This is a genomic window from Herbaspirillum sp. Her2 (assembly GCF_057961375.1).
In genome coordinates, this window is the sequence record NZ_CM176331.1 from 1,227,470 (window position 1) to 1,243,379 (window position 15,910).

General features: G+C 54.9%; 16 protein-coding genes and 2 pseudogenes. 14 read left to right on the plus strand and 4 right to left on the minus strand.

Annotated elements, in window-relative coordinates:
- Window positions 1-20: 20 nt before the first annotated feature.
- Together ACWHXP_RS05565 and ACWHXP_RS05570 are read right to left on the minus strand one after the other, a co-directional pair.
- Entirely contained in the window at window positions 21-155 is a 135-nt protein-coding gene (locus ACWHXP_RS05565; protein WP_489634298.1) for a hypothetical protein, read from the minus strand.
- On the minus strand, window positions 140-1,210 hold the full coding sequence (locus ACWHXP_RS05570; protein WP_489634297.1) for an MFS transporter: 1,071 nt from the start codon (window positions 1,208-1,210) through the stop codon (window positions 140-142). Before ACWHXP_RS05570 ends, ACWHXP_RS05565 begins: the two co-directional genes overlap by 16 nt.
- Window positions 1,211-1,529: 319 nt before the next feature.
- Here ACWHXP_RS05570 and ACWHXP_RS05575 point away from each other — a divergent pair, with 319 nt between their 5' ends.
- Together ACWHXP_RS05575 and ACWHXP_RS05580 are read left to right on the plus strand one after the other, a co-directional pair.
- Window positions 1,530-4,103 carry an EAL domain-containing protein gene (locus ACWHXP_RS05575; RefSeq protein ID WP_489634296.1) on the plus strand — a complete coding sequence of 858 codons (2,574 nt, stop codon included), beginning with the start codon at window positions 1,530-1,532 and terminating at the stop codon, window positions 4,101-4,103.
- 123 nt (window positions 4,104-4,226) lie between these two features.
- Window positions 4,227-4,337, plus strand: a pseudogene (locus ACWHXP_RS05580) (VOC family protein); the annotation flags it as partial.
- A 50-nt stretch (window positions 4,338-4,387) separates the two neighbouring features.
- On the opposite strand, the gene ACWHXP_RS05585 reads toward ACWHXP_RS05580, so the two are convergent.
- Window positions 4,388-4,960 (minus strand): hypothetical protein, encoded by a 573-nt coding sequence (locus ACWHXP_RS05585; protein WP_489634295.1) that lies wholly within the window; start codon window positions 4,958-4,960, stop codon window positions 4,388-4,390.
- 27 nt (window positions 4,961-4,987) lie between these two features.
- Between ACWHXP_RS05585 and ACWHXP_RS05590 the strand changes: the two genes are divergently transcribed.
- The gene (locus tag ACWHXP_RS05590; protein ID WP_489634294.1) at window positions 4,988-5,263 is read left to right on the plus strand and encodes a hypothetical protein; all 276 of its coding nucleotides are present in this window, start codon (window positions 4,988-4,990) and stop codon (window positions 5,261-5,263) included.
- Here ACWHXP_RS05590 and ACWHXP_RS05595 read toward each other — a convergent pair.
- Window positions 5,258-5,563, minus strand: a complete 306-nt coding sequence (locus tag ACWHXP_RS05595; RefSeq protein WP_489634293.1) for a hypothetical protein — start codon at window positions 5,561-5,563, stop codon at window positions 5,258-5,260. The genes ACWHXP_RS05590 and ACWHXP_RS05595 overlap by 6 nt on opposite strands.
- Window positions 5,564-6,106: 543 nt before the next feature.
- On the opposite strand from ACWHXP_RS05595, the gene ACWHXP_RS05600 reads away from it, so the two are divergent.
- From ACWHXP_RS05600 to ACWHXP_RS05650, 11 genes and pseudogenes are all read left to right on the plus strand, one after another.
- The gene (locus tag ACWHXP_RS05600; RefSeq protein ID WP_489634292.1) at window positions 6,107-7,330 is read left to right on the plus strand and encodes a tyrosine-type recombinase/integrase; all 1,224 of its coding nucleotides are present in this window, start codon (window positions 6,107-6,109) and stop codon (window positions 7,328-7,330) included.
- Between the two features lie 158 nt (window positions 7,331-7,488).
- Window positions 7,489-8,556, plus strand: a complete 1,068-nt coding sequence (locus ACWHXP_RS05605) for a hypothetical protein (protein WP_489634291.1) — start codon at window positions 7,489-7,491, stop codon at window positions 8,554-8,556.
- A 111-nt stretch (window positions 8,557-8,667) separates the two neighbouring features.
- Entirely contained in the window at window positions 8,668-8,898 is a 231-nt protein-coding gene (locus ACWHXP_RS05610; RefSeq protein ID WP_489634290.1) for an AlpA family phage regulatory protein, read from the plus strand.
- 788 nt (window positions 8,899-9,686) lie between these two features.
- On the plus strand, window positions 9,687-10,703 hold the full coding sequence (locus ACWHXP_RS05615; protein ID WP_489634289.1) for a YagK/YfjJ domain-containing protein: 1,017 nt from the start codon (window positions 9,687-9,689) through the stop codon (window positions 10,701-10,703).
- Between the two features lie 64 nt (window positions 10,704-10,767).
- Window positions 10,768-11,867 (plus strand): IS3 family transposase gene (locus ACWHXP_RS05620; RefSeq protein WP_489634019.1). Its coding sequence is split into 2 segments (ribosomal slippage): window positions 10,768-11,020 and window positions 11,020-11,867, totalling 1,101 coding nucleotides; the frame shifts between segments, so codons are not numbered across the junction.
- Between the two features lie 237 nt (window positions 11,868-12,104).
- Window positions 12,105-12,384: pseudogene (locus tag ACWHXP_RS05625) on the plus strand (PhnA domain-containing protein).
- A gap of 28 nt (window positions 12,385-12,412) precedes the next feature.
- Window positions 12,413-13,159, plus strand: a complete 747-nt coding sequence (locus ACWHXP_RS05630) for a YoaK family protein (protein ID WP_489634288.1) — start codon at window positions 12,413-12,415, stop codon at window positions 13,157-13,159.
- Between the two features lie 109 nt (window positions 13,160-13,268).
- Window positions 13,269-14,042, plus strand: coding sequence for a fused MFS/spermidine synthase (locus ACWHXP_RS05635; protein ID WP_489634287.1), 774 nt, complete (start codon window positions 13,269-13,271; stop codon window positions 14,040-14,042).
- A gap of 26 nt (window positions 14,043-14,068) precedes the next feature.
- Entirely contained in the window at window positions 14,069-14,251 is a 183-nt protein-coding gene (locus ACWHXP_RS05640; RefSeq protein WP_489635874.1) for a CopG family transcriptional regulator, read from the plus strand.
- A 37-nt stretch (window positions 14,252-14,288) separates the two neighbouring features.
- Window positions 14,289-14,588: a hypothetical protein gene (locus ACWHXP_RS05645; RefSeq protein WP_489634286.1), complete on the plus strand. Its 300-nt coding sequence runs from the start codon at window positions 14,289-14,291 to the stop codon at window positions 14,586-14,588.
- A gap of 55 nt (window positions 14,589-14,643) precedes the next feature.
- Complete coding sequence (locus ACWHXP_RS05650; protein ID WP_489634285.1) at window positions 14,644-15,852, plus strand: GGDEF domain-containing protein; 1,209 nt, start codon at window positions 14,644-14,646, stop codon at window positions 15,850-15,852.
- Window positions 15,853-15,910: the final 58 nt, after the last annotated feature.

Here is a 15,910-nt window from a genome sequence, read left to right on the forward strand (position 1 = left end):
CGACCGGTGGCGCAGGCGAATCAGGTTGCCTGGCCTGGGCGCGCTGCGCGGCGCCAGGTCTGCCAGCCGACCAGCATCGACAGCGCTGCGCCCAGCGCGAACACCAATCCGGAGGCGGTGCGCTGCTCGATGGCCAGGGTCAGTACGGTGGGCATGAGCACCACGCCGATGAATCCGGCAAACACGCCAGCCCGGTGGCCCGGCCCACTTGGGCGCGCGGCACGAGGATGGCGATCTCCGAGAACAGCACGCCATTCCAGGCCACCACGGCCACCCCGAGCGCGGCGGCGGCCGCATGGAACATCAGCACCGGTGTGGGCGCAAAGGCCGACCATGCGAGAATGGCAAAGCCCAGCGTGCCCAGCAGGCCGGAGACGGCCAGCATGCGCAGCGCCGGCACGCCGCGGTCAACGCAGCGGCCCCAGATCAGCCGGAACACCACGCCCACGAGATTGAACAGCGTCAGCAGCATGGCGGCCTGCTCGATCGACATCTGCTGGAAGCCGTGCAGGAAGGGCAGCAGCATGGCGATGGCAGTGACCTGCAAGCCCGAGAACAGGAAGGCCACCAGCGTCAGGATGCGCAGTGGCGGATGGCTGCGCAGCAGCGACCAGACGCTCTCTGCGGATGCCGCGCCTTTGCTGGCTGCCGGGGCCGGGTCGAGGTCTTGCGCCGACTTGCTGTTGAAGGCGATCGCACCGAGCAGGCCGATCAGGCCCGGCGCCACGAAGGCCCACAGCAGTCCGACGTGCTGCGTCATGACCGGCACCAGCAAGGCCGCCAGTGCAGCGCCGGCGGGGACGCCGCTTTGCCGGATCGAGAACAGCAGGCTGCGGTTTTTCAGCGGGCCGCTCTGGCTGAGGAAGTAGGAACTGGCGGGCGTGATGCCGCCGTAGCCCATGCCCATGAGTACGCTGCCGGCCAGCACCCCTGCCACGTGGGTGGTCGCGATGAGCAGCATCCCCAGGGCGCAGAGCGCCAGGCACCAGCGGCTGACCTGGAATGCGCCGAGCCGATGGACGCGGTTGCCGAACCAGATCGACGAGCAGGCCGCCGCCGCGTAGAGCACCGCCGTGTAGACCCCGACCCAGCGGACGGAAATGCCCAGCGTCTCGGCCAGCAGGGGCGAGATGGTCAGCACGGCGGTCGCGGCAAAGGAGGTGGCGATCTGGATGGCGGTCAGCAGGAGCAGGGCGGTGAAGGGATGCATGGACAAAATCGCGTTACCGGACTGGCCGGAAAAATAAGGATGCCTGCGCTTTCCCGCACGGCAAATCCGTTGCGGCCAGGCATCAAGACCATGATTGTAGGAAAAGACACGCGTTCATGCTTTTCCTGATAGCGTCGGATAGCGGAAGCCTGATAGCCTGAAGCCGGGACGCAGTGACAGCAGAGGGCCGCAGCGGAGCGCGAGGACCCCCATCGCCACGCATCACCACGCAATATCAGGCGATATCAAGCAAGACGGGGCGCACCAGCCAGAGAGCTTGGCTCACCACAGCACGCGCAACAGCGGCGGGGAAGGGGAAATGCGATTTCTCAACAAACATCACCAGTGGAAGATCGGGCAGCTCATCGCGGGCGCGCTGATCTGTTTCCTGGGCTGCCTGGCGGCGTTCGGCGCGGCCGGTTTTTTCTGGCTGCAGCATGACCTGGAAGAGAAGATCGTGCAGCCGCTGCTGGAGCGCGAACTCAATCGCGTGCTGGAGGGCTTCCGCTCCGAGTACCTGGCGGGCGGGGTGTTCATCAAGCAGATGCAGGGCCTCATGCTGGAATCGTCAATCCCCCTGCATGGCGATCTGCGTTCGCTGGCCCGCTTCATCGAGTCCTTGGCGCGCCGCGAGAATGCCGAGGAGCCGCGCTTTTCCTACATCCAGTTCGGCAACAACCGTGGCCAGCTGATTGCCGTCAATCTCAAGGGCTACGGCAGCCTCGACTACTACCTGCAGGATGACGCCCATCCCGGCCTGCAACACTTCGACCAGCGCCCCGACGGCGAGCACCTTGCGCCGTTGTCCGTCACGCCCGACTACGACGCCCGCCAGCGTCCCTGGTATGTGAATGCCACCGCCGAATGTCCGCAGGTCTCCGCGATCTACTTCAGCATGGGAGCCGATGCGCAGTGGAATGCGTCCATGACTTGTCCCGTCAATCGCTCGCCGGAAGATCAAGGCGTGATTGCCGTCGATCTCTCGCAGGCGCGGCTGCAGCATCTGCTGGATGCGGCAGTCCAGCAGTCGCTGGTGGCGGGGGTCTTCATCGTCGATGACAATGAACGCGTACTGCTGCAATCGGACCGCCTCAGTGCCGCCGACAAGCGCTTCCTGATCGACCAGCCGCCTGGCAGCCGCGCGCGTTTTACCGAACTGGCCATTGCGCGCCTGGCGGACCGTTCGCGCATGGTCAATCTCAAGACCGATGCCAACGGCAAGTTCCTGATTTACCAGCAGCCGCTGTCGAAGATCGACGGCGCACCCGCTGAACTGGCCGGTTACCGGGTGCTGGTGATTTCGTCCCGCTCCGAACTGCTGTCGGTGTTCGATGGCATCTTCTGGATCAGTTGGGTCGCACTCGCGGTCATGCTGGTCGGCGGCCTGGTCCTGATCCGCCTGTATCGCGGCAGCATCACTTCGCCGCTGATGCGTCTGCGCCATCAGGCCGAGCAGGTGGCTTTTCGCGAGGCCAGTGGAACGCATCGCTTCGATCTGCTCTATCCCAAAGGCTGGGCCATCGAGGAAATCGTCTCGGTGCAGGATGCCGTCGAGCGCATGGCCGGCAATCTCTACAGGCTGTATCACGAACTGCGCGACAAGGTCGACCGCGATCAGGAAAGCGGCCTCCTGAGCCTGATCGGCGCAGCCGAGCGGCTGGAGCAGAGCGCGTGGGAACAGGCCACGGTCTGCATGGTGGAGATCAACAACTATGTGGTCCTGGCCGATACGCTCAACAAGGTCGCGCTGCGTCACCTGTGGCAGAGCCTGTGCCAGCAGGTGGCGCCTGTGTGGGGTGACTTTGCTGCCCAGCGGCTGGTCCGCTGCCGTTACAGCGAAAGCCGCATCGCCGTGGTGATGCTGGGTGCGCCTGTCGACCATGAAGACATGCTCATGCGCCTGCGCAGCAAGTCCGAACTGGTGCTGTCGACCGGTGGGACGGAAGAGGTGCGCGTGTTCCTGAGTTTTGGCGTGAGTGTTTGCGAGCAGCGCAGCAAGGCCGCCATGGAAAAGAGCCTGGCCAATGCCGCCATTGCATTGCGCCAGGCGCAGCAGCCGGGCGGTGGCGGTTACTGCGTGTTCCAGCCGGCCATGCTGGCGCGCGAAGAACGGGTGCAGGCGCTGTTGGCGGCCATGGATGCCGCCACGCTGGAGGCTGAGTTCAGCATGGTCTACCAGCCCATCTGCGATCTGCGCAGCGGTGCGCTGCACGGCGTGGAGGCACTGATGCGCTGGCACTCGCCGGCCTTCGGCGCGGTCTCGCCAGCCGAATTCATTCCGCTGGCCGAACGCAGCGAGCGTATTTCGCAGCTGGGTGCGCTGGCCTTCCGCAAGGTGGCGGCCGATGTGGCGCAGTGGCAGGCGCTGGGCATCCTGCCGGAAGGATTCACGGCGCACGTGAATGTTTCGGTGCGGCAGGCGATGAACGTGCACTTCTTTGAGCAGGTGCGCGACATCGTTCTCAATGCCGGCGTGGCTCCGCCGATGATCACGCTGGAGCTTACCGAGAGTCTGCTCATCGATGACTCGCATCATCTGCAGGCGCAGTTCCGTCAGTTGAGCACGTATGGGTTCGGACTGTGCCTGGATGATTTCGGCACTGGCTATTCCTCCTTGTCGACGCTGCACAATTTTGATTTCAACTGCGTGAAACTGGATCGCTCCTTCATCCTGCGCGTGAGCGAAGAGGGGCGCGCCTCGTCGCTGCTGCCGGCCATCATCGGCATCGCGCGCTCGCAGCAGATGGAGTGCGTGGCCGAAGGCGTGGAGACCGAGGAGCAGGCCGAGCTGCTGCGAGGCATGGGCTGTGCGTTCGTGCAGGGTTATCTGTTTGCGCGGCCGATGGCGGCGCAGGCGCTGGTGGTGTGGATAGGTAGTCGGGACCGGGCGTGAACGCCGTTATCCGGTTGAATCGATTGCCGGAGTATTTCAGCGATCTTTGGCGGCAGGGGGTAGCGGCTGACGTATGACACGCGGCCGCTTTTTTGGCAGGCAAAGGTTCGTCATGTCTTCCTGGGGGATCTGGATCTGTGCTTCATGGCGTCGGTGCCGCTGGCGCAGGTGATCGCGCGTTTGCAGGAGAAGGGCTGGCCGATCATTGAGGGGCCGGTGTTGCGGACGGGGGCGATGCATGGATGAAGTTCGAAACGATCTTGCCCGGCAACGCTGATGCGGCATCATCGTTCAAGCGGATACACACAGTCCGCCCGGCAAGGCTCCAGAAAAGAGGTGCGCACCGACTTGACCAGGCCGATGTAATCCGAGCGTTTGTTCCTCGTGTAGACGATGTGAATGGCCTCGCCATACGGCCTGGGCTCGAGATCCCAAGCCCAGTAAGTCTTGCCGTTCTCCGCCTGGAAGAGGAAGAACTGCCCGGTCTTCGGAAGCTCCACAGGTTGACGCAGCGTTCTGGTCAGCAGCGCACTCTGGCTGCGCAGCACCCTGCTCAGGCGCGCATGCGCCGGTCCGGGCAGAACACGTCGTGCCGCCCTTCCATTTTCGCCCGATTCAGCTTCGCCGCGCAGCGACGCGTCCAGCGCGGGTGGCTCGTCGCCCATAGCCAGAAAATGCCAGTAGATGTATCCGAAGTAATAGCCCTCCCTGCCGAGACGCCATATCGAGGCCGACTCTCCCGTGTTATCAATATCGCCCTCGGCGTCGGCAAAAAATGCGGCCAGACCGGCCGGCCAGAAATACTTGTGCGGCCATTCCGCCGTGACGAATGCGTCATTTGTCTCCTCGCTGCTCATCCGCTTTTGCAAGGCCTTGCAGGCGGGATGCCGACAACGCTGATCAGTCGTGATCACGGTCTTCATGGAGCAGACGGTACGCATCCGATATCGGCCATTCGCCTCTTTCTCGAACTGGTGGATATTGAGCCCCTCGTGGTCACCGTTGACGGTGGAGACGAGGTAATTGATTCCTTCGAAGCGCACGAAATAGGGCGAGAGCAGAACGCCATTGTTGACGCTGCCCTTGTCGATCAGGCGCTGCGATTGACCGTCCTCCTGCTTGCCGAGCTCAAAAAACTGGATGAGGGCAAAGCGTCATGATCCATTCACGTTCCAGACGTACAACTCATCAACCCCGTCATTGTCCGCGTCCACAAGGGCAGCGCCGTTGTCATAGTCGGTCCAGGAGAGCAGATCAATGTCAGAGCGATCGATGAGGGCTTTTTCCACGGCATTGGGTTCACGTGCCGGGTTCGGCAGCGTGGGATGCCGGGGGTCTTTGAGATACGGGGTGAGTGCCGCGCAAAGATTGTCTGCCGATGCGGCCCATGCTGGCACAGCACACGCCAACAGGAAGAGCAGGCAGATGATTTTTCTTGTTAATGAATTCGCTGGTGACATCGGGGGCGCAGAAGGGGGTGTGATGACGCTGATCGGTGGGTGACAGGTTGAACTGTAGCAGTCCGATGTTCACTTGTCGTTACCCGATATCAGGATCGGGAGTGGCATCAAAACTATGGCCTTTTCACATTCAGTCTCCGAAAGCGAGAGCTGGTCAGGCATGGTCTGACTAGGCGCGGCCACGCGTCGTAGCGCTGTTGCGGCGACGATCTCCAACAACGGCAGGCGACCCATCCCACGTCTGCATATGAAATGAGCTCTAGAGATATGAACGCGGTATTAAGTACTAAGACGTCTTGAAATTCGGATGAATTTGCCGGCATAAATGGAAACGGGCCCATTCGGGCCCGTTTCCATCATGTCCTGGCGGAGGCTGTGTCCGCCAAAAATAATTCCTGTACAATCCTCTAAATGCCAAAATAATCAATGATGGCACTGAATTGCGCTATTCACTGTCCTGATAAAGCCTATGCATACCACCCCAATCACCGAGTTGATGGCATACTGTATGGCATACTAAATTTTACGCAAAAGTAATGCGCCATGGCCAAACTAACTGAATTAAAAGCTCGCAGCATCAAGCCTGACTCCCCTGCGCTGCCACACGGAACTGTCACTGGTCTAACCCTTCATCCCTCTCAGTCAGCTGGTCAAGGTAAATGGGTTCTGCGTTTTGTGAGTCCTGTTACCGGCAAACGCCGCAACGCCGGATTGGGTAGCTACCCGGAAGTCGGCCTGGCAGAAGCCGCCAAGAAGGGGCTGCAAATGCGCGAGCAAATCAGCAACGGCGTCGACCCTCTTATTGAAAAGGCTAGCAGCGCCTCTGTATCCATCCCGACTTTTCAGCAAGCAGCCAAGCTACTTCACGCTGAACTGCTGCCAAGCTGGAAAAATGCAAAACACGGGCAGCAATGGATTAACACCGTGTCTCAATATGCGTTTGAGCATATTGGCGACTTCCCCCTCAATCAAATTCAACCTCGGCACATTGCAGATGTCTTACGCCCCATTTGGCTCGACAAATCAGAAACTGCTGATCGCTTAAAACAACGTATCCATGCGGTAATGGCGTGGGGCTGGGCACATGAATACTGCCAATCCAATCCAGTCGATGTAGTCCATCACCTGTTGCCAACACAAGCCAATAAGGCGCTACGCACAAAACACCATCCGGCAATGCCCTGGAAGGAGATTCCTGCCTTTGTTTCTGAGCATATTCATGGTCATCGACCGGATGTCTCACGGGCCATGTTGGAGTTTTTGATTCTGACGGCTTGCCGCTCCGGCGAAGTACGCGGCATGGTTTGGTCTGAGGTTGATTTCACGAGTAAGACTTGGACTATCCCGGCTACCCGTATGAAAGCCAAAATGCAGCACCGTGTGCCCCTTTCTAAGCAGGCAATCGAGATCCTAAAGAAACAAGAAGGGAAACACGCAGAGTTGGTCTTCCCATCGTCTCGCGATCAGGTTGAACTGTCAGATATGGTGCTAACTAGCTTACTACGCCGAATCAAGGCAAAAAGCGACGTTGCCGACCGCGTCGCTACAGCTCATGGCTTTCGCTCCAGTTTCAGAGATTGGTGTAGTGAACAAGGCTACTCTCACGATCTTGCCGAGCGCTCTTTAGCTCACTTGGTCAAAAACAAGGTAGAAGCCGCTTATCACCGCACAGATTTATTGGAACAGCGACGTGCTCTGATGCAAGCGTGGGCAAATTTCATCGTCCCAATGCCAGAAACAGCTGCGGATAAGCCTGCCGCGTCGTAAATAATACCGATGATGAAATCTGCTAAGCCGAAGAGTTCAGTTGGGCTGCGTGATGAAGCCATCCCCGTCCTGACGTTGTGAGCCTTTTAGCTTAGTAGTGCTTCGGCATACTTGCAGAGGCCTAGTCTGGATTTTGCGCCTCCATTAAAATTTCCATTTTGCATAATTCCAGGATCGATGCCGAACGCGCCTCTTTTGGCTGGGATGAGTCATTTTATTTATTTGATAATTATTGGGGGCTATTTGCGATGGTGAATGAGAGGGGTAAAGCGACTTCTGACGGTTCCACTGAGACCGAGGTCATCACTCCTACTTGGGGTGACACGAAACTCGATGTGAGCTGGCCGTTGTGGGAGAGTAAGCGCAGTCTTTTTAGCTCGCCCGAAATTCCAAAGCTGGTAGAAGGTTCGCTGCCGTCGAAATTGTTTTACAACCTCTCGGAAGCAGCGCGCATTGCCAAATGCACGGAAGCGGATTTATTGCATTATGCAGGCATAGGTAAGCTCAGATTGCATACGTCGGTGCCGCAGGGCATTGCTTTGCATGCTGGGGATTCTTGGACGAACTACTGGGGGCAGCGCGACATGTATGTCGAGTTGTTGCAATTGAGTCCGCAGGCTTGTCGCAGAATTGAAATGCACGGCAGTACCTGGGAAGACCGATTTTTTAATGGTTGGTCCATTGATTTCTCGGGACATGCCGTTTCACGGATACCTCAGCATCAGGATCCAGGTGCCGGTGGGATGGGGGCGGCATGGGGCTGTTTTTCGTCAGGGGGCCTGACTTCTATACAGATTGGGCCGGCGGCCGTCTTCGTGCTGTCATTTGACCTTGACGCGTTGCTCAAAGGACAGTATTCCTGGCCTTATTTGGCTAATGCGGGTTCCGACGATAAGGCGGTAGCCCCGTCCAGCGAGCAGAATGGCGCCGCACAAGTAAATCTACAGCCGAAAGCGCTGACTTCGCGCCGCTTTGCCCACGATCATATTTCCGATGAGTTGCGCTGGATGATTCAGGGAGCCGCCAAATTCTGGGGAGAGAGAATTGATCCCTCAGATAAGACGACGTTCCCGAAAAATCCGACAGTCAGTGCTTGGTTGCAGGAAGTTCACGGTATGTCTTTGGAGCATGCGAAGACGGCGGCGTCCATCATGCGCCTGCATTTTGCTCCTAAAGGTGGTCGTCCAAAATCTCGCAAGTCGGATAAGAAAACCCAGTCTGAATAAGGCTTTCGGAACTATCGGATAGTTTTATATCCGACCATCCCAGGTGTTTTCCTGTCCCGAAAAAAGTCAATATCCGCCTCCTGTTCTCAACCCGCCTAAAGGAGGCAAATCATGGCTACAACAGTCTCACTTCTTCTTACCATCCTGCGCCGCAAGCAAGTCGAAGCCCGTACGGGTCTGTCCCGTTCGGCTATCTACGACAAGCTCAATCCAAAATCCCCCCGTTATGACGCAACGTTTCCGGTCCAGGTAGGCCTGGGCACGGGTGCCGTCGGCTGGCTCGAATCTGAGATTAATGACTGGCTCTTGGCTCGTGTCAACGAGCGCCAGGGCCGCGCCTAAATATATGTCGTTCACGGATGTGCATAGGAGTGCTGCAGGTGCAGGACCTTGGTGCATCAGGCTCTTGGAAGTTGGTGCATCAGATCTTGGAAGTTAGTTCTTCACCCCTTATTTCGGGGCTTCCAGCTTGGCGCTGTGGCTCCTGCTGGTGAGCACTAGACCGGTGTTGGCTGCCCCCTGTTGACGCCTTCCGCATGTGCGTCGTCACTTTCAACGGGTGGATTTTCCTCTATTGGGGACGTCCAAATGTCGGCATAACTTTGCATGCCTATATGGATCAGAAATCCCTCGATCTCCCGAAGGGTTTGATTTTCTAAATCCCGTGTAGAGAGCACTTTGTACTCTTGGGTAATTCTGGTTTTTAATGAGATTTAAAGGAATTTAAAGGATAAAGTTATTAGAGAGTAAAGATAACTATTAACCCATTCGGTGTATAGCCAACCTATTCATCACACCAATAAGGACCCTTTGTAAAATTATTACCAAGACTAATTCACCTTTGAACCAGAGAGGAGATCACAAGCATCCTTTGGACCAGAGTATCCAGCTTGGTAGCTATCTTGGCTATCGATGGCATCAGCACCGTATCTACACGGCGCGTTAAGCAGCACAACCAAGTAGACGGAGCTTTGTACTTAAAAAGCTCTATGACTGCGCACGGCAGATGCGCAGATCACGCAGGGCTAGCCTGCCAGCTAGCCCCTTTCACATTTATCTTGCATTAAAGCTGGACGAGCGTCTTCCGGCAGGGAGAGCTGCATCCTGCGATTTTCGATTAGGAGAAACACATGGCTGATGAGTTCAAGCAGTTCAAACCATTGACGATGTCCGACATCTGTTCCACCGCCCTGGACCAGGAATTGAACTCGGCCGTCTCTGAATACGGGAAGGTCACCCTGTTAGGTCAGCGCACTGAGTCGTTATGGCGACTCGTGCAGTTCATGGAGCTCGTCTTGAAGACCAAGGACTTGGCATTTGAAATCACTGGACGTCGTACTTGGCGATGTAGTGCCAGGAAGATCTCCAATCTCGCTGACTTTTACAGGGGCTTTCATAGTTTCTTTGATCTCTACTGTGAGGACGTTGAATACAGCCCGGATGTGGCCTTGTTCTTCAGGCGTCTGGCTATTCATCCGGTGCGTGACTGTTGCTTTGATAGGCCTGGCTTGTCGTACGGCGATGACCAGTTAGATGCCGATATCTTCAACAACTTCATCGAATGCCTGCGCAAGGACGCCAAGCTGGAGGGGACTCGCAAGAAGATGGCGGATTGGTCTCGTAATCCGAACAAGAATCTGGCTCGCTTGCGTAGCTATCTGAGCGCCTTGTTTGAGCGCTATAGCAGGCTCGTGGTGGTGCGGGTGGATTGTTTGTATAGGGAAGCATCCCTTGCAGATGAGACGGCTGTGGAAGCGGCGCATGTGGCCTTGGTGAGAGAGGCTGATGTCCCTGCGATGGACTTCTTGCATGGCATCCAGATGGCCGCGCCTGTGGAGACGGTAGCGCGTGTGGATGTGGGGGCTGCAAAGGCTGATATGGAGCAGTTTCTGCGCCAGATGCGCAGCAACACCGTATTCGATGAGATGGTGGGGTACATCTGGAAGCTGGAGTGGTCTCGCTGGGGAGGTTACCACTATCACTGCGTCTTCTTCTTTGATGGCTCTGAAGTGCAAAGCGACTACATGCTAGCCAAAGGCGTCGGTGAGCACTGGGTGGCCGTAACGGAAGGGCGTGGGTTTGCGCATAACTGCAACCAGGATCCTCGTAAGTATCGTAACTGGGGGATCGGTCGTGTGGACCACTGACCTGAGACGAATTTTGTAGCCACCGGCTAAGTGAGTTCTTTATGCTAACGCCAAGGAGAACTCAATGAAGAAGCGATTTACGGACGAACAGATCATCAGCATCTTGCGAGAAGCAGAGAGCAAGGAGATTGCGACGGTAGATCTGTGCAAGCGCCACAACATTACTGAGCAGACCTTTTACCGCTGGAGAAACAAGTTTGGCGGTATGGATGTCTCGGACGCGCGGCGGCTCAGAGATCTTGAATCCGAGAATGACAAGCTCAAACGCATGGTGGCGGAACAGTTGCTGGTGATTGATGGCTTGAAGGAGTTAAGCCGAAAAAAATGATGACCTCCGCGGGCCGGCGCGAAGCGCTGGAAGTCCTTACTCGTCGGGGGCTGTCGCAACGCAAGGCATGTCGTTATCTGGAACTGAGCCGGCGGGTAGCGGGTTATCAGTTGCTACAACCTGAAAAGGATCGGAGCCTGACGCAGCAGCTGATCGCGGCATCGCAAGAGGTCCCTCGATTCGGCTATCGGCGTATGTCTGCCTGGCTGGCATTGGGCGAGTCCCGAGTGCGACGGCTCTGGAGTGCGCTAAAACTGGGCATTCCACGAAAGCGCCCTCGCAGGCGTCGATGCGGCAACGACATTCGGCTACCTGGAGCAACCAAGCCCAATTCGGTCTGGAGCTACGACTTTGTTCATGACCAGATGGTGGATGGACGCTCATTGAAGATGCTGTGCGTGATCGATGAATACACCAGGGAATGCCTGGCCATCGAAGTTGCTGCCAGTTTGCGCTCCCAGGATGTCATCCTGACGCTCTCGCGACTGATGCGGTTACATGGAAAGCCAGCCTACGTTCGGTCGGACAATGGAGCCGAGTTCACAGCGGCCAAGGTCATGCGCTGGCTGCGGGATGCCTCCGTTGGCCCAGCCTTCATTGCGCCAGGCAGTCCATGGCAGAACGGATTTGTAGAAAGCTTCAATGGCAAACTGCGTGACGAACTGCTTAACCGGGAGTGGTTCCGCAGCCGGGCAGAGGCAAAAGTGCTGATTGAAAGATGGCGTCAGTTCTACAACGAGCGCAGGCCGCATAGCGCACATCAGTACCAACCTCCAGCTACGGTCCGTCGAGCCTGGCTGGAATCGAATATGATCGACAACCGACTCACTGCCTGACTGGCTACAAATTACCGACGCAGGTCAGCTCCGCATTGAGTAATTCATAATACTAACTGTATTTTAATTAAAAGATAATAACATTATAATACAATGAACATATTTGAGTGGCCCATCAGATCGCCCTGTGACTGCATATCTTGGTAGGGAGAGTTAGGGGGGCGTTTCTTGCGACGCTATCGTTGATAGATTAGATGTGGAGCGACTGTCAGCCATTCTCGGCAATGGTCGTCCAATATCGAGGCTCATTTTGTCAGTGAAGTGCGGCGGGTTTACAGAGATGCTGCGGACTACTTACTCAACGATAAGGATACCTTACAGTAGTCAAAGATCTGAAATTAAAAGGATCTGGCGGCGTCGTGAAAATGGGGGGGCGAAGGTAAAAGATATTAGGCTTGTGGATCGTGATCATGCCATCGATTGCAAGATGGTTGTCGGCACCAGTTGCCCGTGCGTTTGTTCGCGGAAAATAGAGTTGGCCTTACGATACTTGCGCTATCCGATCAAATGGTGGTAAAGGGCTGATTTACTCAGAGTAATTGAGAATGCGACAATTTCGCTATTTAACTCTTCGCCACCGGACTCCCTCCGCGAACCACATGCTGGGCTTATTGCTAGCGCTGAACGCCGGCGCTGTCAATGCCGGAGGATTTTTGGTGCTGCAACGTTATACATCGCACATGAGTGGTTTTGCTTCACAAGTGGCGGATGGGATTGCGCTGGGTGATGTTTATATGGTGTTTGTTGCGATTGGCGCTATCGTTGCCTTCATGGGTGGTGCAGCGACCACTGCAATTCTTGTGAATTATTCCCGAAGGGTTCGCCTCCGCAGCATTTACGCATTACCGTTGCTGTTGGAGGCATTGTTGCTTTTTCCGTTCGGCATGATGGGGAAATTTATCCTCTCTTGGCATACTCAGGTGGCAATTCCGACTACCGTATTTCTCTTGGGTTACATGATGGGCTTGCAAAACGCCGTGGGATCCAAGTCGTCTGGAGGCAGTATTCGTACTACGCACATGACGGGAAACGTGACCGATCTTGGGATTGAGTTCGGGAAGATGCTCTATTGGAATCACCATGTCGTTTCTGGGTATGCCAAAGTGCGAGCTGACTGGGGGCGTGTCCGTCGAACTGGTGGCTTATTAGTCGCCTTCATTATTGGTGGAATAGTCGGGGCAGCTGGCTTCAAGTCAATTGGCTTTGTGTTTGTGGCTCCGCTAGCTGTATTGCTGTTTATGCTGGTGTGGAAATCAATGAGGCCGAATTTTTCTCGGAATCGAATTAACTGAGCTTTTTGTGTTTGGTAACGTTCTCGTGAGGGTCATAAGGTTGAGGGAATAAATGCAGGGCATGGAAGAGAGAGTAAGTCTCCCGGGAGATTTTGGGGAAATCCTGAGGATGAGTAACGGTCGCCCATTTGCATTTGACCACGGGGACATGCGGACATTGCATTTTGATGGTCGGTATATTCAGAGTGCAATGAGCATTTCGGAGCCTGATCGGCTGCTGTTGAGTTATACCCGTTGCATGATGGGATTCTTGATGTTTAACCGAGATCCTCGTCACATCGTGATGATCGGTTTGGGCGGCGGCTCATTAGCCAAGTTTTGCTATCGAAGATTACCAAAAGCGCGTATCACGGTCTTGGAAATTGATGCCGATGTAATCGGCCTGCGGTCCCTGTTTCAGATTCCAGAAGATGACGAGCGCTTTCAGATAATTCATGTGGATGCGACCGAGCATATGAAGATTCTCGACCAGCCCGTCGATGTCATTTTGCATGATGGATTTGGAATGGATGGCATAGCGACGTCTTTGGTCACTCAATCCTTCTATCGCCAGTGCTATTCGGCAATGACAGAGAATGGATTAATTGCCTCCAACTTTTGGACCGATACGCCTGATCTGCTACAGCAGATGCAGGCGCTCTATGCGGTATTTGGAAAGAAAATGTGGTGGATAAATATGCCAACTGATTTTAATCGGGTGGTTTTTTCGATGAAGGGTGCGCCAGTACTCAAGCAATATGAGCTGACGCAACTTGGGGCGGGAATAGACTTGAATTATGATCTCGGCCTGCAAGAGACTATGCGTAACATCCATACTGCATATGACAAGAGCTTGGGTGATTTTCAATTGGTCGCCGGTAGTGAGTTGCCATTTATTGAATGACGAAAATCGTAGTGAAGAGCACGTTTGTGGAAAATAAAACAGCACGTCTGACCGTATTGATTGACCCTGGTAAGAAAGCCGAATTTGAGAACCTTTGTGCAACGCAGGATCTCACTCCGTCGCAGGTAGTCCGCCAATTGATTCGGGACTATCTGGCGCATCGCGGCGTTGAATATGGTGCAAGAAACCATTCAAAAACAAAAAAATGATCCACGCGATCTGGCGTAGTAGGAGAGTGCTGCAACAATGAATGCGAACAAGGATGGCAGCACGATTCCCAATTGGGCAGCAATTAAAGATGCGATATTGAAGGGATTGTCATCTCAAGGAATGCTGGTAAATCCGCGAGCAGGCGTCCAGCTTGATTTTCTCGCCAACCTGGCTTTTCCTGGTCATGAGTTTCGTACGAGGGAGTCGGCCTCGATTTCGGTCGAAAGAATCGTACGTAGGCTTCGCGACGAGAGGATTATTACGAATTTTGGTAGTGGATACTATTTGACTGAGAAGGGACTCTCCTTGGCAGCCGCCATTTCAAAGAAGAAGTGATACGCAGCGATTTGATGTGTAAATCGTGATTCGGATTGAGTGACGTGAGAAAAAAATGAGAGCACTTATATTAGCGTGGAGTATTCCCCTGTGCTTTTACGGTGCCAGTTGTTTTTTCTTTTTTTTGAGCGGGAAGGGCTTCCATTCACGAAGTTGGGCGCTCGCGTTTCTTCTCTTGGGAACTGGATACGCCATCACTACGTTTCAGTTCAAAGAACACTCGATAATCAAGGCGCTGATTGAGGATATATTTTTCTTGATGGGGGCGGTAGCAATGGCAAATGCGTTTTCCAGACGTTTCGCGGAGGGGCGTCGTTGGAAGCTGAAGGCTCTCGTAATACTGGTGACTCTTATTGGAGCTTGGTGGGCCGTGTGCGTCAAACATAGTGTTCGCCTGGAGACCTTTGTGATCCAGATGGGATGTGTATTCTTGCTATGCACCAGTCTCCACCAAGTCTATTTAAAGCAAACATTAGGCAGGGGAGATAGGGTTCTTCGATTCACTTTTACCTGCGTCATATTTTTGTTGGCGGTGCAGTGTATCGGCTATCTCATCGCAGATGATACCCCAGCCATTGTCGGCGCATGGCGAAGATCTAATTGGGGATTCGTTTTTGAGCTTACGGGAGTCGCTGTGGCGCTGGGCCTGACGATTGCCATTTTATTGAGCATCTGTCTGGATGTGATAGATCGGCTAAATTGGATTGCGAACACAGACCATCTGACAGGTTTGCTTAATCGAAGAGGATTCGAGGATGCCTACGCTCAGTTGCATAGAAATTGCGCCTCAGCTCCATTTTTTTTGGCGCTCATGGATCTGGATCACTTCAAACAGATAAATGATACTCATGGACATGATGTGGGTGATCTTGTGCTAGTTGAGTTTGCGCGACTGCTGAGGAATTCGATAACTTTTACAGGGAGGGTGGGCCGATTAGGGGGAGAAGAATTCGCGGTTATTTTGACCGGTCTCGATAGGACAGGGGCGACGTTGTGGTGTGAGCAATTGAGGCAGTCATTCGCCGACGTTAAATGGTCATTTAATAAATATAAAACGGGGAGAACGGTCAGTATTGGGTTAATTGAATTCTGTCCAGGTCAAGCTTATATGGAAGTTCTTGGAAAAGCCGATGTTTTGCTATACCAAGCGAAAGGGGCTGGTCGAAACAGAGTAACGGCAGGAGGAGACGAGAAATTAAATTGTAGACCATGCGATCTTTCAGCATCCATATCTTCTAGGCTGTTGATTTGCTCGCGGGATTGACTCTCTCTAATGCCCCGCCCTCCGCTCCCTTCCAAGGGCAGTCACATGGTCGCACACC